The sequence below is a fragment of the Shinella daejeonensis genome (assembly GCF_024281235.1).
In the GTDB taxonomy this organism is placed as follows: domain Bacteria; phylum Pseudomonadota; class Alphaproteobacteria; order Rhizobiales; family Rhizobiaceae; genus Shinella; species Shinella daejeonensis.
On the sequence record NZ_JAHWXY010000001.1, the window covers coordinates 217117 to 235375 of the forward strand.

23 protein-coding genes, 1 tRNA gene and 2 riboswitches are annotated in these 18259 nt (G+C 63.5%); of the genes, 16 read left to right on the forward strand and 8 right to left on the reverse strand.

Going from position 1 to position 18259, the window contains the following annotated elements; genetic code table 11:
• Positions 1 to 3 precede the first annotated feature (3 nt).
• Positions 4 to 1194: a cystathionine beta-lyase gene (locus KYK29_RS01075; RefSeq protein ID WP_254689002.1), complete on the reverse strand. Its 1191-nt coding sequence runs from the start codon at positions 1192 to 1194 to the stop codon at positions 4 to 6.
• Positions 1195 to 1531: 337 nt separating this feature from the next.
• Here KYK29_RS01075 and KYK29_RS01080 point away from each other — a divergent pair, with 337 nt between their 5' ends.
• From KYK29_RS01080 to KYK29_RS01100, 5 genes are all read left to right on the forward strand, one after another.
• Complete coding sequence (locus tag KYK29_RS01080; protein ID WP_254689003.1) at positions 1532 to 2560, forward strand: amino acid ABC transporter substrate-binding protein; 1029 nt, start codon at positions 1532 to 1534, stop codon at positions 2558 to 2560.
• A 98-nt stretch (positions 2561 to 2658) separates the two neighbouring features.
• Positions 2659 to 3867, forward strand: coding sequence for an amino acid ABC transporter permease (locus tag KYK29_RS01085; RefSeq protein ID WP_254689004.1), 1209 nt, complete (start codon positions 2659 to 2661; stop codon positions 3865 to 3867).
• A 1-nt stretch (position 3868) separates the two neighbouring features.
• The gene (locus KYK29_RS01090) at positions 3869 to 5026 is read left to right on the forward strand and encodes an amino acid ABC transporter permease (protein WP_254689005.1); all 1158 of its coding nucleotides are present in this window, start codon (positions 3869 to 3871) and stop codon (positions 5024 to 5026) included.
• An 18-nt stretch (positions 5027 to 5044) separates the two neighbouring features.
• Complete coding sequence (locus KYK29_RS01095) at positions 5045 to 5821, forward strand: amino acid ABC transporter ATP-binding protein (protein WP_254689006.1); 777 nt, start codon at positions 5045 to 5047, stop codon at positions 5819 to 5821.
• Positions 5822 to 6004: 183 nt separating this feature from the next.
• Complete coding sequence (locus tag KYK29_RS01100) at positions 6005 to 6424, forward strand: BA14K family protein (protein ID WP_437437205.1); 420 nt, start codon at positions 6005 to 6007, stop codon at positions 6422 to 6424.
• A gap of 117 nt (positions 6425 to 6541) precedes the next feature.
• On the opposite strand, the gene KYK29_RS01105 is transcribed toward KYK29_RS01100, so the two are convergent.
• Complete coding sequence (locus KYK29_RS01105) at positions 6542 to 6733, reverse strand: KGG domain-containing protein (RefSeq protein ID WP_254689007.1); 192 nt, start codon at positions 6731 to 6733, stop codon at positions 6542 to 6544.
• Positions 6734 to 6992: 259 nt separating this feature from the next.
• Here KYK29_RS01105 and KYK29_RS01110 point away from each other — a divergent pair, with 259 nt between their 5' ends.
• The 3 genes from KYK29_RS01110 to KYK29_RS01120 all read left to right on the forward strand — a co-directional run bounded on the left by KYK29_RS01110 (position 6993) and on the right by KYK29_RS01120 (position 8201).
• A complete protein-coding gene (locus tag KYK29_RS01110) occupies positions 6993 to 7355 on the forward strand; it encodes a lysozyme inhibitor LprI family protein (RefSeq protein WP_254689008.1) in 363 nt (120 codons plus the stop codon).
• A gap of 117 nt (positions 7356 to 7472) precedes the next feature.
• Positions 7473 to 7712 (forward strand): PepSY domain-containing protein, encoded by a 240-nt coding sequence (locus KYK29_RS01115; protein ID WP_254689009.1) that lies wholly within the window; start codon positions 7473 to 7475, stop codon positions 7710 to 7712.
• 3 nt (positions 7713 to 7715) lie between these two features.
• The gene (locus KYK29_RS01120) at positions 7716 to 8201 is read left to right on the forward strand and encodes an MgtC/SapB family protein (RefSeq protein WP_254689010.1); all 486 of its coding nucleotides are present in this window, start codon (positions 7716 to 7718) and stop codon (positions 8199 to 8201) included.
• A 77-nt stretch (positions 8202 to 8278) separates the two neighbouring features.
• Here KYK29_RS01120 and KYK29_RS01125 read toward each other — a convergent pair.
• Positions 8279 to 8363 (reverse strand) — tRNA-Leu (locus KYK29_RS01125).
• A gap of 196 nt (positions 8364 to 8559) precedes the next feature.
• On the opposite strand from KYK29_RS01125, the gene lipB reads away from it, so the two are divergent.
• Positions 8560 to 9279 carry a lipoyl(octanoyl) transferase LipB gene (gene lipB, locus KYK29_RS01130; protein WP_254689011.1) on the forward strand — a complete coding sequence of 240 codons (720 nt, stop codon included), beginning with the start codon at positions 8560 to 8562 and terminating at the stop codon, positions 9277 to 9279.
• An 18-nt stretch (positions 9280 to 9297) separates the two neighbouring features.
• On the opposite strand, the gene KYK29_RS01135 is transcribed toward lipB, so the two are convergent.
• Positions 9298 to 10203 carry a DMT family transporter gene (locus KYK29_RS01135; protein ID WP_437437222.1) on the reverse strand — a complete coding sequence of 302 codons (906 nt, stop codon included), beginning with the start codon at positions 10201 to 10203 and terminating at the stop codon, positions 9298 to 9300.
• Positions 10204 to 10413: 210 nt separating this feature from the next.
• Here KYK29_RS01135 and KYK29_RS01140 point away from each other — a divergent pair, with 210 nt between their 5' ends.
• The 6 genes from KYK29_RS01140 (at position 10414) to KYK29_RS01165 (ending at position 14581) form a co-directional block, all read left to right on the forward strand.
• Positions 10414 to 10818: a helix-turn-helix domain-containing protein gene (locus KYK29_RS01140; protein WP_254689013.1), complete on the forward strand. Its 405-nt coding sequence runs from the start codon at positions 10414 to 10416 to the stop codon at positions 10816 to 10818.
• An 81-nt stretch (positions 10819 to 10899) separates the two neighbouring features.
• Positions 10900 to 12027 carry an S-(hydroxymethyl)glutathione dehydrogenase/class III alcohol dehydrogenase gene (locus KYK29_RS01145; protein ID WP_254689014.1) on the forward strand — a complete coding sequence of 376 codons (1128 nt, stop codon included), beginning with the start codon at positions 10900 to 10902 and terminating at the stop codon, positions 12025 to 12027.
• Between the two features lie 109 nt (positions 12028 to 12136).
• Complete coding sequence (locus KYK29_RS01150; protein ID WP_254689015.1) at positions 12137 to 12592, forward strand: YaiI/YqxD family protein; 456 nt, start codon at positions 12137 to 12139, stop codon at positions 12590 to 12592.
• A complete protein-coding gene (locus KYK29_RS01155; RefSeq protein WP_437437206.1) occupies positions 12589 to 13248 on the forward strand; it encodes a DUF1345 domain-containing protein in 660 nt (219 codons plus the stop codon). The genes KYK29_RS01150 and KYK29_RS01155 overlap by 4 nt, the downstream gene beginning before the upstream one ends.
• Positions 13249 to 13267: 19 nt before the next feature.
• The gene (gene fghA / locus KYK29_RS01160) at positions 13268 to 14101 is read left to right on the forward strand and encodes an S-formylglutathione hydrolase (protein ID WP_254689016.1); all 834 of its coding nucleotides are present in this window, start codon (positions 13268 to 13270) and stop codon (positions 14099 to 14101) included.
• 165 nt (positions 14102 to 14266) lie between these two features.
• The gene (locus KYK29_RS01165; protein ID WP_254689017.1) at positions 14267 to 14581 is read left to right on the forward strand and encodes a DMT family transporter; all 315 of its coding nucleotides are present in this window, start codon (positions 14267 to 14269) and stop codon (positions 14579 to 14581) included.
• A gap of 63 nt (positions 14582 to 14644) precedes the next feature.
• Here KYK29_RS01165 and KYK29_RS01170 read toward each other — a convergent pair whose 3' ends face one another.
• From KYK29_RS01170 to KYK29_RS01185, 4 genes are all read right to left on the reverse strand, one after another.
• The gene (locus tag KYK29_RS01170; RefSeq protein WP_254689018.1) at positions 14645 to 15430 is read right to left on the reverse strand and encodes an ATP12 family chaperone protein; all 786 of its coding nucleotides are present in this window, start codon (positions 15428 to 15430) and stop codon (positions 14645 to 14647) included.
• Positions 15423 to 16088 (reverse strand): HAD-IA family hydrolase, encoded by a 666-nt coding sequence (locus KYK29_RS01175; protein ID WP_254689019.1) that lies wholly within the window; start codon positions 16086 to 16088, stop codon positions 15423 to 15425. Before KYK29_RS01175 ends, KYK29_RS01170 begins: the two co-directional genes overlap by 8 nt.
• The gene (locus tag KYK29_RS01180; RefSeq protein WP_254689020.1) at positions 16088 to 17083 is read right to left on the reverse strand and encodes an RluA family pseudouridine synthase; all 996 of its coding nucleotides are present in this window, start codon (positions 17081 to 17083) and stop codon (positions 16088 to 16090) included. Before KYK29_RS01180 ends, KYK29_RS01175 begins: the two co-directional genes overlap by 1 nt.
• Positions 17084 to 17164: 81 nt before the next feature.
• Positions 17165 to 17401: an Lrp/AsnC ligand binding domain-containing protein gene (locus KYK29_RS01185; protein WP_254689021.1), complete on the reverse strand. Its 237-nt coding sequence runs from the start codon at positions 17399 to 17401 to the stop codon at positions 17165 to 17167.
• A gap of 212 nt (positions 17402 to 17613) precedes the next feature.
• Here KYK29_RS01185 and KYK29_RS01190 point away from each other — a divergent pair, with 212 nt between their 5' ends.
• Complete coding sequence (locus KYK29_RS01190; protein ID WP_254689022.1) at positions 17614 to 17901, forward strand: hypothetical protein; 288 nt, start codon at positions 17614 to 17616, stop codon at positions 17899 to 17901.
• Between the two features lie 134 nt (positions 17902 to 18035).
• A riboswitch (glycine riboswitch) is annotated at positions 18036 to 18131 on the forward strand.
• Between the two features lie 3 nt (positions 18132 to 18134).
• A riboswitch (glycine riboswitch) is annotated at positions 18135 to 18212 on the forward strand.
• Positions 18213 to 18259 lie beyond the last annotated feature (47 nt).

Below are 18259 nucleotides of genomic sequence, written 5' to 3' on the forward strand. Positions count from 1 at the left end.
CCCTCAGACCTCCCGCGCCGCCTTCAGGCCACGCTCGATATCCGCCTTGATGTCCTTCACGTCCTCCAGCCCGATCTGGAGCCGCAGGACCGGTCCCTCCGTCGGCCCCTTGCAGATGCGGCGGTCGGAAAGGTTCACATGGACGGCGAGGCACTCGAATCCGCCCCAGGAATAACCGAGGCCGAAGATGCGGAGCGCATCGAGGAAGGCATGCGCCTTGGCCCGGAAGCGCTCGGGCGAACCGCCGTCGAGAACGATGGAGAAAATGCCGCTCGCACCGGTGAAGTCCCGCTTCCAGAGGTCGTGGCCGGGAAAACTCGGCAGCGCCGGGTGAAGAACGCGCGCCACATCCTCGAAGCCCTCCAGCCAGCCGGCAACGTCCAGCGCGCTTTCCTGATGGCGCTCCAGCCGCAGGCCCATCGTGCGCAGGCCGCGCAGGACCTGATAGGCGTCGTCGGGCGCGCCGCAGGTTCCAAGCGTGATCTGCGCCTCGTGCAGGCGCTCCCAATGTTCGGCATTGGCCGAGACCGTTCCCATCAGGATGTCGGAATGTCCGGCCGGATATTTCGTGGCCGCATGAATGGAAATGTCGACGCCGTGATCGAGCGGGCGGAAATAAAGCGGCGTCGCCCAGGTGTTGTCCATCGTCACGACCGCGCCGTGCCGGTGGGCCGCCGCCGCGATCGCTGCGATATCCTGCATCTCGAAGGTATTGGAACCGGGCGCTTCGGTGTGAACGAGCCGGGTGTTCGGCCGGATCAGCGCTTCGATCCCCGCGCCGGCCGCCGGGTCGTAATATTCGACCGTCACCCCGAGACGCGTCAGCATCGTATCGCAGAAATGGCGGGTCGGATGATAGACGGAATCGACGATGAGCGCATGGTCGCCCGCCGACAGGAAGGCGAGGAAAGGCACCGTCACCGCCGCAAGTCCCGATGGCACGATGATCGTGCCGGCGGAGCCTTCGAGTTCGTCGATGGCGGCGCAAAGCGCATCCGTCGTCGGCGTGCCGCGTGTGCCGTAGGTATATTTCTGTTGCCGGTTCTCCATCGTCGCGGCATCGGGAAAGAGCACCGTCGACGCGTGGACCACCGGCGGATTGACGAAACCGTGGAAGTCGGCCGGATCGTTTCCAGCGTGGGCAAGGCGGGTGTTCACGCCAGCGCCGGCGAGGATTTCGTCTCTGTCTTTCATAGCGGGAATCCGGGAAAATCTGGAGGAATGAGAAGCCGGATTGTTTCGCCCGGCACGACGGCGGTCAAGCCCCGACCTGCCGTTTCCGGATCATTCCGGACATTGGCGGAGGCGGGTCGCGGATAGTGCCGACAGGTTTGCGCGAGCTTGCATCCGGGTCGGGCGGATTTCGGCCGGCGGCAGGAAAATGGCCCCGGTCCCTTGACCATCCGCGAATTTACGCATGAGATAGGTTGTCTCGCGCCGGGAGGGCGACGAGTTCCGCAAGGCCTGAATCCAAGGGAAAAGGGTTCGGCCTGCGACAAAAATAAAGACAACAGAAAAAGGTTGGGAAAACATGGCTAAAAAAATCGTGACCGCGCTCGCCGGCGTCGCTGCCCTGGGAATCGGTGTGACCACGGCCAACGCGGATACGCTTTCCGACGTCAAGGCGAAAGGCTTCGTGCAATGCGGCGTGAACGGCTCCAATCTTGCCGGTTTCGGAGCGCAGGACTCCTCCGGTAACTGGACCGGCCTCGACGTCGACCTCTGCAAGGCCGTCGCGGCCGCCATATTCGGCGATGTCAGCAAGGTCAAATACACGCCGCTTTCGGCCAAGGACCGCTTCCCGGCACTTCAATCCGGCGAGATCGACCTGCTCTCGCGCAACACGACGTGGAGCATCAGCCGCGACAGCCAGCTCGGCTTCGATTTCCGCGCCGTGAACTATTACGACGGCCAGGGCTTCATGGTGCGCAAGGAACTCGGCGTGAAATCCGCTCTGGAACTGAGCGGCGCATCGGTCTGCGTCCAGTCCGGAACGACCACGGAACTGAACCTCGCCGACTATTTCCGCGCCAACAACATGGATTTCAAGCCGGTCGTCTTCGAAGCGCAGGACGAAGCGGATGCGGCCTATAACGCCGGCCGTTGCGACGCCTATACGACCGACGCCTCCGGCCTTTATTCCATTCGCCTGAAGCTCGGCAATCCGGACGATCATATGGTTCTGCCCGAAATCATCTCCAAGGAGCCGCTCGGCCCGGCGGTGCGCCAGAACGATTCACGCTGGCTCGATATCGTGAGCTGGTCCTATTACGCCATGGTGGCGGCCGAGGAGTTCGGCATCACGCAGGCCAATGTCGACGAGATGAAGGGGTCCGACAATCCGGACATCAAGCGCTTCCTCGGCGAGGAAGCCGATTCGACGATCGGTTCCGACCTCGGCCTGCCGAAGGACTGGGCCTACCAGATCGTCAAATCCGTCGGCAATTACGGCGAATCCTTCGAGCGCAATGTCGGTCAGGGCTCGCCGCTGAAGATCGAGCGCGGCCTCAACGCGCTGTGGACGAAGGGCGGCCTGCAATACGCCCCGCCGGTTCGCTAAATCCGGCCTCGACGCCGAAACGGGAGGGCGGTCAACGCCCTCCCCCTTGATGAACGCCCGAAAAAACAGGGCGACGACAACAAAGAACGGGGAACAGTATGGCACTTGCGGACACCCGAGAAGGGTCCGGCGATCCGCCGAAGGTATCTCTTTTTTACAACCCTAAGCTTCGAAGCTACCTCTTTCAGGCGCTGACGCTTCTCTTCATCGTCTGGGTCATATGGTACGCTTGGCACAACGCGGCCCAGAACCTCGCCAGAGCCAATATGACCGCCGGCTTCGGCTTCCTGAAAAGCCGCGCCGGCTTCGACCTCGCCCAGAGCCTGATCATCTATTCGAGCGATTCCACCTATCTTCGCGCCTTGCAGGTGGGTCTCATCAACACGCTTGTGGTGGCGGCCGCAGGCATCGTCACGGCCACCATCGTCGGCCTGCTCATCGGCACGGGCCGGCTCTCGCACAACTGGCTGATTTCGCGACTGTGCACCGTCTATATCGAAATCTTCCGCAACATCCCGCCGCTGCTCGTCATTTTCTTCTGGTATCTCGGCGTTCTGGCGCTGCTGCCGTCGATCCGCAGCATTTTCCAGCATCTGGAGGAAAATCCCGACGCGGTCTTCTTCATTTCCAATCGCGGCATCTATCTCCCGGCCCCGGTCTCCGAGGACGGCTTCGTCGCGGTGGTCGTCGCGCTGGCGATCGGCATCGTCGCAGCCATCGCCTTCACGTTCTGGGCGAACGCCCGTCAACGGGCGACGGGGCGGAGGCCGCCGGTCGGCCTAATCAACATCGGCCTGATCGTCCTGCCGCCGCTTGCGGTCTTTTTTGCAAACGGCATGCCGCTCTCCTTCGATTACCCGGTGCCCGGCTCCTTCAACATGCGCGGGGGCATGGTCATCGGTCCCGAATTCCTGGCGCTCTATCTGGCGCTGTCGCTCTATACGGCCGCCTTCATCGCCGAAATCGTGCGGGCCGGCATCCGCGGCGTTCCGCAAGGCCAGACGGAAGCAGCCTATGCGCTGGGCCTGCGGCCGCGTGCGACGACGCGGCTGGTGGTGCTGCCGCAGGCGCTGCGCATCATCATTCCGCCGCTGACCTCGCAATATCTGAACCTCATCAAGAACTCCTCGCTCGCCGTCGCCGTCGGCTACGCCGATCTGGTGGCGGTCGGCGGCACCATCCTCAACCAGTCCGGCCGATCCATCGAGGTGATCGCGATCTGGATGGTGGTCTACGTCTCGATCAGCCTCATCACGTCGCTGTTCATGAACTGGTTCAATGCCAAGATGGCACTGGTGGAGCGCTAGGATGACGACGAACAGCATGACCTACGTGCGCGACAACTTCATCGCACCGGAAGCGCCGCCCCTTTCCAACGCCTCCGTGATCGGCTGGATGCGCACGAACCTCTTCTCCAGCTGGAAGGACACGCTTTTGACGCTGCTGGCGGCGGCGGCCGTTCTGTACCTGCTGCCGCCGGCCATCGACTGGCTGTTCATCTCCGCCGTATGGACCGGCGTCGATCGCACCGCATGCCTCACCGTCGATCAGGGCGGTCAACTGGCAAGCGGCTGGAGCGGCGCCTGCTGGGCCTATGTCGGGGACCGTTTCGAACAGTTCATGTTCGGCTCCTACCCGCGCGACCTGCTCTGGCGACCGCTGTTGGTCGTGGGCCTCTTCGTGGCGCTGCTGACGCCGCTGCTCATCCCGAGGGTCCCGCGCAAGGGGCTGAACGCGCTGCTGCTGCTCGTCGCGCTGCCGATCGTCGCCTTCGTGCTGCTGCTCGGCGGCCCCTTCGGTCTTCGCCATGTGGAAACCACGCTCTGGGGCGGGCTGATGGTCACGCTGATCATCTCCTTTGTCGGCATTGCGATTTCCCTGCCGGTCGGCATCCTGCTGGCGCTTGGGCGCCGGTCGCAAATGCCGATCGTCAAGATGAGTTGCATCGCCTTCATCGAACTCGTTCGCGGCGTTCCGCTGATCACCGTCCTGTTCATGGCGAGCGTGCTCCTGCCGCTGTTTCTGGAGCCGGGGAACAATATCGACAAGTTCCTGCGCGCCCTGATCGGGGTGTCGATCTTCGCTTCGGCCTATATGGCGGAAGTGATCCGTGGCGGCCTCCAGGCGATTCCCAAGGGACAATATGAGGCCGCCGACGCGCTCGGCCTCAATTATCCCTACAAGATGATGTTCGTTATCCTGCCACAGGCACTGAAACTCGTCATTCCGGGGATCGTCAACACCTTCATCGGCATGTTCAAGGACACGTCGCTGGTCACCATCATCTCGATGTACGACCTCCTCGGCATCGTGAAAGCCAGCTTCGGCGACTCGGGCTGGATCACGCCGGTCACGCCTTTGACCGGCCTGATCTTCGCAGGCTTCGTCTTCTGGCTTTTCTGCTTCAGCATGTCGCGCTATTCGGCATTCGTGGAACACCGGCTCGACAAGAGCTACCAGAGATAAAACAAGGGGAATACGACAATGGCAAACCAGTCCCAAGCCCACGCGATGACCGTGTCGGCCACCGACGTCGCCGTTGAAATCATCAACATGAACAAGTGGTACGGTGAATTCCACGTCCTGCGCGACATCAATCTGAAAGTCATGCGCGGCGAGCGGATCGTCATCGCCGGCCCGTCGGGTTCCGGCAAATCGACGATGATCCGCTGCATCAACCGGCTGGAGGAACACCAGAAAGGCCAGATCCTCGTCGACGGCAACGAGCTTACCAACGACCTGAAGAAGATCGATGAAGTGCGCCGCGAGGTCGGCATGGTGTTCCAGCACTTCAACCTCTTCCCGCATCTGACGATCCTGGAAAACTGCACGCTTGCGCCGATCTGGGTGCGCAAGATGCCGAAGAGGGAAGCCGAGGAGGTCGCGATGCACTATCTGACGCGCGTCAAGATCCCCGAACAGGCCAACAAGTATCCGGGCCAGCTTTCCGGCGGCCAGCAGCAGCGCGTGGCGATCGCCCGCTCGCTCTGCATGAAGCCGAAGATCATGCTCTTCGACGAGCCGACCTCGGCGCTCGATCCGGAAATGGTGAAGGAAGTGCTCGACACCATGGTCTCGCTGGCCGAGGAAGGCATGACCATGCTGTGCGTCACCCACGAAATGGGCTTTGCCCGCCAGGTCGCCAATCGCGTGATCTTCATGGACCAGGGCCAGATCGTGGAAGAGAACGCCCCGGCCGAATTCTTCGACAATCCGCAGCACGAGCGCACGAAGCTGTTCCTCAGCCAGATCCTGCACTGACGATCGGACTCGCCCCTTCGCTTGCCGGAAAGCCCGCCCATTCACATGCGGCGGGCTTTTTTCCGTGTCGTGACACCGGTTTTCAGGAGCGGGGAAGGTCGCCTGCCTTTCTGATCGCAGATTACCGGAACCTGAGGCGCAGTCGTGCGTTTTCGCAACGAACGGAAAAGAAAGGGGTCTTTCATGTGGAGATTGAGAAGAATACTGACGATCGCCGCCCTGTCCGTCGCAGTCGGGCTGCCCACGATGTCTCCGGCCGCCGCTGTAACCTTCACGAAGGTGCCGGTTCCGAAGATGTCCGATGTCGAGCAGATACAGTACCGCCGCCACCGGGACCGCGACGCACGGCACTGGCATGGCCATCGCGGCTACAGGTATCAGCGTCCCGGCTATCGTCGCCATTCCGATGGCTGGTGGTATCCGCTCGCCGCGTTCGGCATCGGCACGGTCATCGGCGGCGCCATCGCCAATCAGCCGGCGGCCGGCAGTTCGTCCCATGTCAACTGGTGCGCAAACCGCTATCGCTCCTACAGGGCCTACGACAACACCTTCCAGCCCTACAACGGCCCGCGCCGGGAGTGCCTCTCCCCCTACTCCCGCTGACGGCACAGCGCGTGTCCGAACGGGCGGCCGCAACGCCGCCCGAAGTCTGACGAGGATCCGGATTCCGGACGAAAAAGCCCGCCACACGCCGGTGGCGGGCTGTCCGGCCGGTCGGCTTCAGTGCTGGCCGCCCTTGCGCCCCGCTTCGGAGGCCCGTTCACGGTCTTCCGCGAAATTGCCCTTGCCGCCGCGATGGCTGCTTTCATCCTGCTTCTGGCTGGCAGAGGCCTGACGGGTCTTGTCGTCGTTCTTGTGGCTCTGCTGGCCAGCCTTCACATGCTGCTCATGGGTTCCGCCTTGGTTCGGCATAATGCTTCTCCCGGGTTTGAACACGCAGGGCATTCTTCACCCTGCACCAGCCCCAAACGACAACTGCCGGGCTCCGTTCCTTCACGTAATATTACTTGATCGGAGGACCTTCCGGCGGGCACAGCGGCAATGCGCAGACGCCGCTTCTTTCCGTATCGGCGTTTTCTTCCCTACAATCCGGAAAGGCCGCCGGCGCTTGCCGCTCCGCGCCATTGGTGCTTTGCTGTGCGCCGTCTCGATGGGAACAGGGAGTTCGACGATGCGCCTGGCGATTGCGATTGCCGCCATGGCGGCGGGCCTCACCGCCGCCTATGCCTCCGACGATCCGGCTGCGGACCTTCAAAAGGCGGACCGGGAGTTGAACCGCCTTTACAAAGAGGTCGAAAAACGTCTCGCCGACGACCCCGCCGGCAAGACCCGCCTCGTCCATGCGCAACGGGCATGGATCGCTTTCCGGGACGCCGAATGCGCCTTCCAGTCCGGCGGCGAGGATGGCGGCAGCATCGCGCCCACCATCGCCGCCCTATGTCAGGCATCCTTGACGTCCGACCGCGCGGACCGGCTGCATCACTATCTCAAGTGCGAGGAAGGCGACCTGTCCTGCCCGGTGCCTGCCGATTGATGCAGGATTTCTTTCAAATCGGGCGGGATAGCTCCCCGCCGCCCTTGCGGCTTGTCGGTCGGCCCCCATGTATGATTACTTCAACCTCAGTCCTCAACCCCGATCCGGGAGATCACTATGCGCCCCATCCTAGCGTCCGCACTTTTGATACTGGCATCGACCGCCGCCCACGCTGCCGCGCCTGAGGGCGCGAAGCTCTCCGAGATCATCGCCAAGATCGAGCAAAATCCCGACGTCGAATATATCGATGAAGTCGATTGGAATGATCGTGGCTATTATGAAATCGAATACGTCATGAAGAACGGCGCGGAGGCCGAGATCAAGATCGATCCCAAGACCGGAGAAGCGGTAAGGTAGCGGATGGAAGAGTTCCTGGAGCGCTTCGGACAACAGACATGGCTGCCCTTTTCCGTCATCGCCGCAAGATTGTTCCTCGCGGCCCTGCTCGGCTCGCTGGTCGGCATGGAACGCGAATGGCGTAAACGGCCGGCGGGCCTCAGAACGCATATCCTCATTTGCGTCGCAACCGCCCTGATCTCGATCCTGGCCATCGAAATCACCCATGTCGACGTGTTCGCCGGGCAGGAGATCAGGATCGACCCGCTCCGCCTCATCGAAGCGACCACCGCGGGCGTCGCCTTCCTCGCCGCCGGACTCATTTTCTTCGCCAAGGGCGAGGTGCACGGCCTCACCACCGGCGCCGGCATGTGGCTGGCCGGGGCGATCGGCCTGGCGGTGGGCCTGGGATTCTGGCAGATCGCCGTTCTGGGGACGATCCTTGCCCTCGTCGTCCTCGGCCTGCTGCATATTTTCGTGGGCGACAGCGTCGAGCACGATTCCCGCTAGGTCCGACGCAAAGCGCGCCCCCCGCAACCGCAAGGAACGGTAATGAAAACAAAAAACCCGGCTCATGGCCGGGTTTTTGGTGCGGTCGAGAAGACTCGAACTTCCACGGGTTGCCCCACAGCGACCTCAACGCTGCGCGTCTACCAATTCCGCCACGACCGCATCGTGGTAGGCGCCGAATTGCTCCGGCGCGGCTGCATGTAGCAAAAGCCTCTGGGGTACACAAGGCCGGCCCGAAAGAAAAATGCGGAAAAGCGGAACAATTTCAGACGCTCTTTCAACGCCTTGGGGAACACCCTGAAATCCTTGCATCTTTGCCCCCATATCTGGCAGAACGGATGTAAAAAGGACCCTTTCCATGCAACGGCAGGACATCGATACATCGCTCTTTCCGGTTGCCGGCTTTCCGCCGGTGCGCTGGCGCGTCGCGCGCCATCTCGTACCCTATGATAGCGCCGTCGAAACCATGGAACGCGAGGCGGGCGCGATCGCGCGCGGCGAGGCCGACGAACTCGTCTGGCTGGTCGAACACCCCCCGCTCTACACGGCCGGCACCAGCGCCGATCCGGCGGACCTCGTGTCTCCCTACCGCTTCCCGGTGTTTTCCACCGGCCGGGGTGGGGAATACACCTATCACGGGCCCGGCCAGCGCGTCGTCTATGTGATGCTCGATCTCAAACGCCGCCGGCCGGACGTTCGCGCTTTCGTCGCCGGGCTGGAGGCCGTGGTGATCGATGCGCTCGCGTCGATGAATGTCCGTGGCGAACGGCGCGAGGATCGCGTCGGCGTATGGGTGCGGCGGCCGGACCGTCCGCCGCTGCCCGACGGTTCGCCGGCGGAAGACAAGATCGCCGCCATCGGCATCCGCCTGCGGCGCTGGGTGAGCTTCCACGGCTTTTCGCTCAACGTCGATCCCGACCTGGAGCATTTCTCCGGCATCGTGCCTTGCGGCATTCGCGGCTACGGCGTGACGAGCCTCGTCGATCTCGGCCTGCCGGTCATGACGAGCGATGTCGATATGCGCATCCGCACCGCCTTCGAACGAACCTTCGGCCCGACGATCCCGGACCGCGACTGAGCGCAAGCGGAAACGGCGTCAGTCGAAGGCCATGTCGGCCGAAGCCCGGCGGCGCGTCTTGTGCTCGCGCCAGATGATGAAAAGGCCGGAGGCGACGATGACGGCGATCCCCAGCCATTTCGAGGCGGTCGGGAAATCGCCGAAGATCGCATAGCCGAGCACCGTCGCCGAGATGATCTCGAAATACTGGAAAGGCGCCAGCAGCGACAGGGGCGCAAGACGAAAGGCGCGCACCACGAGAAGATGCGCGTAACCGGACAGCGCGCCGAGGATCAGCAGCAGGAGAAGACCGAGCCCTGTCGCCGGCAGCGAGGGCTCGAAATCGCCCACACCCGCCGAATGGCCGGCAAAGATGGCGCCTGCCATGAAGACCGTCCCTCCGACGCCGGCGATCGTCTGCATGGTCAGCGGCGAATCGGCATCGCCGAGCGCGCGGTTCATGAACAGATAGAGCGAATAGAGAAACGCACAGGCGACCGGCAACAGCGCCATCCAGCCGAACAGCAGGAAACTCGGCTGGATGACGATGAGCGCGCCGCCGAAGCCGACGAGAATCGCCAGCCAGCGTCGCCAGCCGACCTTCTCCCCAAGGAAGGCGGCCGACATCGCCGTGAGGATGAAGGGCTCGACGAAATAGATCGCGAAGACATCGGCAAGCGGCATGTATTTGACGGCGGTGAAGAACAGGAGGCTCGCCGCGCCGTGGATCACCCCGCGCAGGAGATTGAGCCAGGGCTGCCGCGCCCGGAACATCGCCGTTCCCGCGACCACCACCAGCGGCAGGGTACCGGCGACCTGGAAGAAGAAGCGATAGAAGGTGACCTGCGCCGGCGACATGTTCTCGAATGTCGCCATATATTTCGCAATGGCGTCCATGCCCGGCAGCATCAGCATTGCGAAAGCCATCAGGACAATGCCCTGCATGATGCCGCTATCCGCCGGATTGCGGCCTGCCGAAGATGCATTGCCCGTCATGATGTCTCCTCTTCCCGCCGTTCTGCTTAGCTCTTTTACAATTTCTGGCAATGTAGAAATTTTCATCGTCCTCACCCGCCACGCCATGCCACGACGCATTCCGGTCATCGCCCGCCGAAGACCGGCTGTAAGCTCGGCGGGAAGGAAAAGGAGCAAGCGATGACCCTTCCCGGCGATGGCAACACCATTCCCTTCCCCAGGCTTCGTCCCGACACGGACACGCTGGGCGGCCGGATCTGGCGCGCCCGCGATGCGCTCGGCCTGTCGTTGTGCGATCTCGCCGCCCGGCTGCACCTTCCCGAAGATCTGGTCAGCGGCTGGGAGCGGGACCGGGCCGAACCGCCCGTCGATGCGCTCTCGACGCTTGCCGGCGTTCTTTCGGTCTCGCCGGACTGGTTGGCGGCCGGCATCGGCAAGGCGCCCGCCGAACCCGTCACCCCGGAGGAGCAGACCCGGCTGTGGCTGAAACTGGCGCGCGTGCGCGAGTTGCACGCGGAGACGACGCGCGCCATCGCCGCGCTCGAATCCGAGATCACCCGCCTCGCCCGCCGTGGAAGAGCCTGATTTCTTCAACCGCGAGGCTTGAGACCTCAGGCCTGCTCTGCAATGGTCTGCCCGACGAGAATCCATTCAGGGAGTAAGGATATGGACGTACGCGCCGCCGTTGCGGTTCAGGCCGGAAAGCCGCTGGAACTCATGACCGTTCAGCTCGAAGGCCCGCGGGCCGGCGAGGTGCTGATCGAGGTCAAGGCGACCGGCATCTGCCATACCGACGAATTCACGCTGTCGGGCGCCGACCCGGAAGGTATCTTTCCGGCGATCCTCGGCCACGAGGGCGCAGGCGTCGTCGTCGACATCGGCCCGGGCGTCACCTCGCTGAAGAAGGGCGACCACGTCATTCCGCTCTATACGCCGGAATGCCGCTCCTGCCCGTCGTGTCTGTCCCGCAAGACCAACCTGTGCACGGCGATCCGCGCCACGCAGGGCCAGGGCCTGATGCCGGATGGCAGCAGCCGCTTCTCCATCGGCAAGGACAAGATCTTCCACTATATGGGCTGCTCGACCTTCGCCAACTACACGGTCCTGCCGGAGATCGCCGTCGCCAAGGTCAACCCGGACGCCCCCTTCGACAAGATCTGCTACATCGGCTGCGGGGTCACGACCGGCATCGGCGCGGTCATCAACACGGCGAAGGTGGAGATCGGCGCGACGGCCATCGTCTTCGGCCTCGGCGGCATCGGTCTCAACGTCATCCAGGGCCTGCGCCTTGCCGGCGCCGACATGATCATCGGCGTCGACCTCAACAACGACAAGAAGGAATGGGGCGAGCGCTTCGGCATGACCCATTTCGTCAACCCGTCGGAAGTGGACGGCGACATCGTGGCCTATCTCGTCAATATGACGAAGCGCGGCGCCGACCAGATCGGCGGCGCGGACTACACGTTCGACTGCACGGGCAACACCAAGGTGATGCGCCAGGCGCTCGAATCCTCCCATCGCGGCTGGGGCAAGTCGGTCATCATCGGCGTCGCCGGCGCGGGACAGGAAATCTCGACCCGTCCGTTCCAGCTCGTCACCGGGCGGACCTGGATGGGAACGGCCTTCGGCGGCGCGCGCGGCCGCACCGACGTGCCGCAGATCGTCGACTGGTACATGGAGGGCAAGATCGAGATCGACCCGATGATCACCCACACCATGCCGCTCGAAGACATCAACAAGGGCTTCGACCTGATGAACCAGGGCAAGTCCATCCGCAGCGTCGTCGTTTATTGACGACGCTTCCGGCTCCGGCCGATACGAGGAAAGGGCGGGGAGCGCATGCACTCCCCGCCGTCATGTTTCTGCCGTCGGGCCACTTGATGTCACGGGGAGCCGAAGCGTCATGATCTACGTCGATGCCGACGCCTGCCCTGTCAAGGCGGAGGTCCTGAAAGTGGCCGAGCGCCACGCGATCGGGGTGACCTTCGTCGCCAATTCCGGGCTTCGTCCCTCCCGCGATCCGATGGTCCGGAACGTCATCGTGCCGGGCTCCTTCGACGCCGCCGACGACTGGATCGCCGAGCGGGCCGGCGACGGTGACATCGTGGTGACCGCGGACGTTCCGCTTGCCGGGCGCTGCGTGGCTGGCGGCGCATTGGTGACCGGCCCGTCCGGCCGTATCTTCGACAGGACGAATATCGGCATGGCAACGGCCATGCGCGATCTCGGCGCGCATCTTCGCGAGACCGGAGAGAGCAAGGGCTACAACGCCGCCTTCACGCCGCGCGACCGGTCCGCCTTCCTGGAAACACTCGAAAGGCTTTGCCGGCGGGCCAAAGGCGGAGGCCCGAACGCGTGATGCGCAAGGCGGGGCGGCAGATGGCCACGATGGGGCGGCATACCCCCTTCTACGTGGGTGCGGTCGCCGCCGCCCTCGTCGTGCCGCCGGTCCTGTGGCTTGCGCCGGCCTATGGGGTCGAGGCTCCGGCCATCGTCTTCTTCCTGTGCTATCTCGTCCTGACCGCCTGCCGTTTTCCACGCCTGACAGCCGATCGTCTCGAAAGGCATATCTCCGAGGCGGATGAGCCGGTCTGGAGCATCTTCGCCGTAACGCTTGCGGCCGCCACGGCATCGATCGCCTCGCTGTTCATCGTCCTCAACCAGAAAAACACCGCTCCGGGCCTGCAAATCGCGCTTGCCTTTGCGCCCGTGGCGCTTGGCTGGATGACCATTCATGTCATGGCGGCCATGCATTACGCCCATCTCTACTGGAGCCCCTCGCCCCATGGCGGCGGCGCCGGCAAGGGTCTCGATTTCCCGCAGACCGAACGGCCGGCCGTTTATGACTTCCTCTATTTCTCCTTCGTCATCGGCATGACCGCCCAGACATCCGATGTCGCCATCACCGCGACGGCGATGCGCAAGGTGAACCTTCTGCACGCTATCGTCTCCTTCTTCTTCAATACGGTGCTGGTCGCCGCCGCCGTCAACACGGCGGTGACGCTCGCCACCTGAGCTTCCAGGAGTTTTCCTCATGAAAGTGATTTCCCAAAATCGCGCCTTCGGCGGTACGCAGGGCGTCTATGCCCATGACTCCGAGGCCTGCGGCTGCGAGATGACCTTCGCGGTCTTCGTGCCGCCGCAGGCGGCCGATGGGCCAAGACCGGTGTTGTGGTATCTCTCCGGCCTGACCTGCACTCACGCCAACGTCATGGATAAAGGCGAATACCGCCGCATGGCCGCCGAACTGGGCCTCATCATCGTCTGCCCGGACACCAGCCCGCGCGGCGATGCCGTCGCCGACGAGGCAACGAACTGGCAGATGGGCAAGGGCGCCGGCTTCTATCTCGACGCCACCGAAAAGCCCTGGGCGGATCATTACCGCATGTACAGCTACATCACCGGGGAACTGCCCGCGCTGATCGCCGAGAATTTCCCGGTCGACATGGCGCGCCAGGGCATTTTCGGTCATTCCATGGGCGGCCACGGCGCCATGACCATCGCGCTCCGGAACCCGGATCGCTTCAAGAGCTGCTCCGCCTTCGCGCCCATCGTCGAGCCCTCGACGGCGGACTGGTCCGCACCGGCTCTGGAAAAATATCTCGGCACGGATCAGGCGGCCTGGCGGCCCTACGACGCCTGCGCGCTGGTGGCCGACGGCGCGCGCTTCCCCGAATTCCTGATCGACCAGGGCAAGGCGGACGGCTTCCTCGAAAACGGCCTGCGCCCGTGGCTCTTCGAAAAGGCGGTGGAAGGCACCGGCATCGCGCTGACGCTGCGCATGCACGAAGGCTATGACCACTCCTATTATTTCATCTCCACCTTCATGGACGACCATCTGCGGTGGCACGCCGAACGGCTGGGATAACCGCGGCTTCCGACAGGACGCGGGTGCATGGCTGCCATGCACCCTTAGCCTTGCCTGCCGAAACGACTTTTGAAATAATGCGCGCGGCAGACGGCTGCCGCCGGGCGTTTCATCCGGTCACGATCGCGGGGACGGCCTCGCTCCCTTGAAACGGAGTCTGCCGTCATGTCCTGGATCCTTCTCACCCTTGCGGGCATTTTTGAAATCGGCTGGGCCGTCGGTCTCAAATACACCGAGGGTTTCACAAGGCCGCTTCCCACCGCCCTCACCGCCTTTTCGATGCTGATCAGCGTCGTGCTGCTCGGCCTGGCCGTGAAATCGCTGCCGATGGGCACCGCCTATGCGGTCTGGACCGGTATCGGAACGGTCGGAACCGTGATCCTGAGCATCTTCCTCTTTGCAGAACCCGCGACGGCCTTGCGCCTCGGCTGCATCGCGCTCATCGTCACGGGTATCGTCGGCCTGAAATTCGTCGGCTGAGGATCAGCCGGAGGGGAACGGTTCCCGGCGGGCAGCACTGCGCAATGTCACCGGGCGCCGCTCTCAGTTGCGGATTTCCGCGAGAATCCGGGCGGCGATCTCCATCTCCTCGCGCCGCATTTCGCGCCGGCGGAAAGCCTCCTCATCCGTGCCCCAATGCTCGATCTGCCAATCCTCGTCGATATGGGCGAGCGTCCAGGCGCGCTCGACATCGATAAAGCCCTCGGCCAGCGCCAGCGCCACGATGGCCGACCCGGTCAGCGTGGTGACCGTATGCAGGCAGGCGAGCGTCAGCGGCTCGCGATGGGAGGACAGCGCCGTCGCGAAGGCCTGAAGGGCGAGCACAGGCTGCTCCTGATGCATCACCCCTTCCACCAGGATAAAATGCGCGCCGTTCACATCCGCCGCCCAGCGGATCAGCGGATCCCAGCTCTCACGCTGACGGACGACGAGTTCGGCCGGCGAATCCGCCCGGTAGCAGAGAAGATCCGTGCCGGCAAAGCGCACGATCTCGTCGAACACCGCGTCCATATTGGTCGAAACGCCATCGATGGCGCTATTGACGAGCCGGGTCACCGGCATTTTTCCGGGATCGACCTCCTCGGCCTGCGCCTGCCATTCGGCACTGAGCCTTTCGGCGATCGCCCGCGAGGAAACGGCGAGCAGGTTCCTGGCCGGCGTGCGGACCGGACGGCCATCCAGAAGCACGCCGAAGCCGCCTTCCAGCGGACCGACGGCCGCTTCCTTGTAGAAACGCTTCGGCAGCGCCCGCTTCATCTGGATCTGTGCGCGGCGCACGGGATCAGCATCGCTCATCGCATCGGAAAGGTCGTCCAGAATGTCACGCATCGGAAATCTCCAGCCATTCGATGAGGTCGGCGGGCGTGCGCAGGATATGGTCCGCGCCCGCCTCCGCCAGTTCGGGAACCGTGGCGTAGCCCCAGGAAACGCCGACAGCCGTCGCGCCGGCCGCCTTGGCCATCTGCATGTCGTAGATCGCGTCGCCCACGACCACCGTGCGCACCGCGTCGATCCCGGCTTCGTTGCAGCATTCCGAAACCATGGCCGGATGCGGCTTGGATGGACAGTCGTCCGCCGTCCGAGACACGAAGAATGTACGCTCGAACCCGTGCGACTCGCGGATCAGGTCGAGCCCCCGCCGCGATTTCCCGGTCACCGCGCCCAGAATCAGCGCGTCCTCGCGCTCAAGCCGGTCCATCATGGTCGTAATGCCGGGAAACAGCGGCTCGCGGAAACCGGGCTCGGCGCGCACGCCGCCGTAGATCGCCTTGTAATGGGCGGTCATGGCGCTCGCCTCGTCGTCGACATGCGGCCGGCCGAGCAGCCGGGCGATGGCGATGTCGAGCGTCAGGCCGATGATCGATTTGGTCGCTTCGAGCGCCGGACGCGCATGGCCGTGATCGACGAAGGTACGGGCCATGACCTCGTGGATCAGCCCGGCGCTGTCGACCAGCGTACCGTCACAATCGAAAAGCACCAGTCGCATCACGTATCCTCTTCATCCGCGGCGTTCTGATCGAAGCCGAAGAGATTCCAGGTCTGCACCATGTGCGGCGACAGCGGCGCGGTCACCCGCAGCCGCCCGCCCGAAGGGTGCGGAATATCGATATGGCGGGCATGGAGATGCAGGCGGTTCTGGACGCCGCCCGGAAAATTCCAGTTCGGATCGGCCTCGAAATATTTCGGGTCGCCGAGGATCGGGTGGCCGATATGAGCGGCATGGACGCGCAATTGGTGCGTGCGCCCCGTATAGGGCTCCATCTCCAGCCAGGCGAAGGTCTGGCCCGCCTGTTCCACGATCCGGTAGTAGGAGACGGCATGATCGGCCCCCTCCTCGCCATGCCGCGCGATGCGCATGCGGTCGCCGTCCGGCGTCTGCTCCTTCACCAGCCAGGTGGAGATCTTGTCTTCGCGCTTGCGCGGCACGCCGGTCACCAGCGCCCAATAGGTCTTCTTCGTATCGCGCTCGCGGAAGGCGGCGGTGAGCTTCTGGGCTGCGCCGCGCGTACGCGCGATGACGAGGACCCCGGAGGTGTCGCGGTCGAGACGGTGCACCAGCCGCGGCTTCTCGCCCTTCTGGCTCGTCCAGGCCTCCAGCATCTTGTCGATATGCCGCGTGACGCCGGAGCCGCCCTGCACGGCGATGCCGGCCGGCTTGTTCAGCACGAAGACCTTGTCGTCCTCATGCAGCAGCATGCGCGAAAGCAGTTCCCCGTCCGGAGAGTGGCGAAGGTCCCGCCCGCCGATCGGTCCGCTTTTCACGCTCTTGGGATCCACGTCCATCGGCGGTATGCGAATGGTCTGCCCCAGTTGCACGCGGGTGTCGCTCTTGACGCGGCCGCCGTCGACCCGGACCTGGCCGGAGCGCAACAGCTTCTGCAACTGACCGAAGCCGAGGCCCGGATAATGCACCTTGAACCAGCGGTCGAGACGCATGCCCGCCTCGTCGCCGTCAACTGTCCTGTGTTCGATCCCTGCCATTGCCGCCTTCTTTCGTTGCGCCGTGCTTTAGCGCAAGTCGGACCGAAGGGGAAGTTTGCAAGGGTTGCGGAGCGGAATTGTTCAGAAGGCCCGGAAGGTGAGCGTCGTCAGCGACCGCACGATGCCCGGAATCGAGGCGACGTGATCGTTGATGAGCTTGCCGACGTCCTCGTCGCTTCCGACATAGATCTTCAGCAGCAAATCATACTCGCCGCTCGTCGAATAAAGCTCGGAAATCAATTCGGTAGCATAAAGAGCGTCAGCGACGTCGTAAGTCTTTCCGGGAGCACATTGCAGTTGAACGAAAATCGGCTTCATAAGACCCTCCGGCACCATGGCCGCACGCGTTGCGCCACCCGATTCCGCAGGCAGCCCGTATCCCTTCTTATGACGATATTCCGGCAGCATTGGCAAGCAAGCACCGAAACCGGCCATCTCGTTAAAATATCGCTAAAATACAACCTGAAATATTAGCACCAGGAAAACACACAGCGGCTAGATTGTGACGGAAGAGTAACAAAGCCGTCGCCATGACCCAGATCGTAACCGTATCGCCGCCGACCGCCGCCTATGTCGCGCAAGGGCTGAAGACCCATGTCCGCCCCGGCGCGTCCTCGCTCTTCGAGCAGCATATCGAAGTCTGGAGCGAGAAGGCCCGCCGCGCCGACGATGCCCATATCCGCAATCTCGTGACGGTGATCCAGCCGCCGGCGCTGGTTCTCGCCTTCATCACCGCCGCCCGGGAAAATCCGGCAGTGACGGTTGGCGAGGCCCTGCGCCGCTATGGCGAGAACGTGGCCCCACCCGGGCGGCCCTGAACCTCTCCCGATGCCGGAAACCGGCTTTTCAGGCTCCTTGCGGGGCCTTTTTTCGCGTAGGATAGCTACGACAAAAATTTGCTTTCAGGCGACACTTGGCTCTTGCCAAAGTTGCGCCGAGACCGTTATCTGGAACGACCTCGCTGGGAGAAACCGGCCGTCCGCAAGGAACCGGCCGGTGCCGAAGGAGCAACCGCCCCGGAAACTCTCAGGCAAAAGGACCAGCAAGGTGCCGACAGAACTCTGGAGAGAGGCGCGCAAGCGCCCGCCGAAGGGATAACAATCTCAGGCGAAAGGACAGGGGGGGCTCGAATATGCGACGCGCGATTAGGAAGATCGATTGCGTTGCTGGAGTGAG

Coding starts and splice junctions, on each gene's coding strand:
- KYK29_RS01075 (WP_254689002.1), bottom strand. CDS start 1,194: ATGAAAGACAGAGACGAAATCCTCGCCGGCGCTGGCGTGAACACCCGC.
- KYK29_RS01080 (WP_254689003.1), top strand. CDS start 1,532: ATGGCTAAAAAAATCGTGACCGCGCTCGCCGGCGTCGCTGCCCTGGGA.
- KYK29_RS01085 (WP_254689004.1), top strand. CDS start 2,659: ATGGCACTTGCGGACACCCGAGAAGGGTCCGGCGATCCGCCGAAGGTA.
- KYK29_RS01090 (WP_254689005.1), top strand. CDS start 3,869: ATGACGACGAACAGCATGACCTACGTGCGCGACAACTTCATCGCACCG.
- KYK29_RS01095 (WP_254689006.1), top strand. CDS start 5,045: ATGGCAAACCAGTCCCAAGCCCACGCGATGACCGTGTCGGCCACCGAC.
- KYK29_RS01100 (WP_437437205.1), top strand. CDS start 6,005: ATGTGGAGATTGAGAAGAATACTGACGATCGCCGCCCTGTCCGTCGCA.
- KYK29_RS01105 (WP_254689007.1), bottom strand. CDS start 6,733: ATGCCGAACCAAGGCGGAACCCATGAGCAGCATGTGAAGGCTGGCCAG.
- KYK29_RS01110 (WP_254689008.1), top strand. CDS start 6,993: ATGCGCCTGGCGATTGCGATTGCCGCCATGGCGGCGGGCCTCACCGCC.
- KYK29_RS01115 (WP_254689009.1), top strand. CDS start 7,473: ATGCGCCCCATCCTAGCGTCCGCACTTTTGATACTGGCATCGACCGCC.
- KYK29_RS01120 (WP_254689010.1), top strand. CDS start 7,716: ATGGAAGAGTTCCTGGAGCGCTTCGGACAACAGACATGGCTGCCCTTT.
- lipB (WP_254689011.1), top strand. CDS start 8,560: ATGCAACGGCAGGACATCGATACATCGCTCTTTCCGGTTGCCGGCTTT.
- KYK29_RS01135 (WP_437437222.1), bottom strand. CDS start 10,203: ATGCAGGGCATTGTCCTGATGGCTTTCGCAATGCTGATGCTGCCGGGC.
- KYK29_RS01140 (WP_254689013.1), top strand. CDS start 10,414: ATGACCCTTCCCGGCGATGGCAACACCATTCCCTTCCCCAGGCTTCGT.
- KYK29_RS01145 (WP_254689014.1), top strand. CDS start 10,900: ATGGACGTACGCGCCGCCGTTGCGGTTCAGGCCGGAAAGCCGCTGGAA.
- KYK29_RS01150 (WP_254689015.1), top strand. CDS start 12,137: ATGATCTACGTCGATGCCGACGCCTGCCCTGTCAAGGCGGAGGTCCTG.
- fghA (WP_254689016.1), top strand. CDS start 13,268: ATGAAAGTGATTTCCCAAAATCGCGCCTTCGGCGGTACGCAGGGCGTC.
- KYK29_RS01165 (WP_254689017.1), top strand. CDS start 14,267: ATGTCCTGGATCCTTCTCACCCTTGCGGGCATTTTTGAAATCGGCTGG.
- KYK29_RS01170 (WP_254689018.1), bottom strand. CDS start 15,430: ATGCGTGACATTCTGGACGACCTTTCCGATGCGATGAGCGATGCTGAT.
- KYK29_RS01175 (WP_254689019.1), bottom strand. CDS start 16,088: ATGCGACTGGTGCTTTTCGATTGTGACGGTACGCTGGTCGACAGCGCC.
- KYK29_RS01180 (WP_254689020.1), bottom strand. CDS start 17,083: ATGGCAGGGATCGAACACAGGACAGTTGACGGCGACGAGGCGGGCATG.
- KYK29_RS01185 (WP_254689021.1), bottom strand. CDS start 17,401: ATGAAGCCGATTTTCGTTCAACTGCAATGTGCTCCCGGAAAGACTTAC.
- KYK29_RS01190 (WP_254689022.1), top strand. CDS start 17,614: ATGACCCAGATCGTAACCGTATCGCCGCCGACCGCCGCCTATGTCGCG.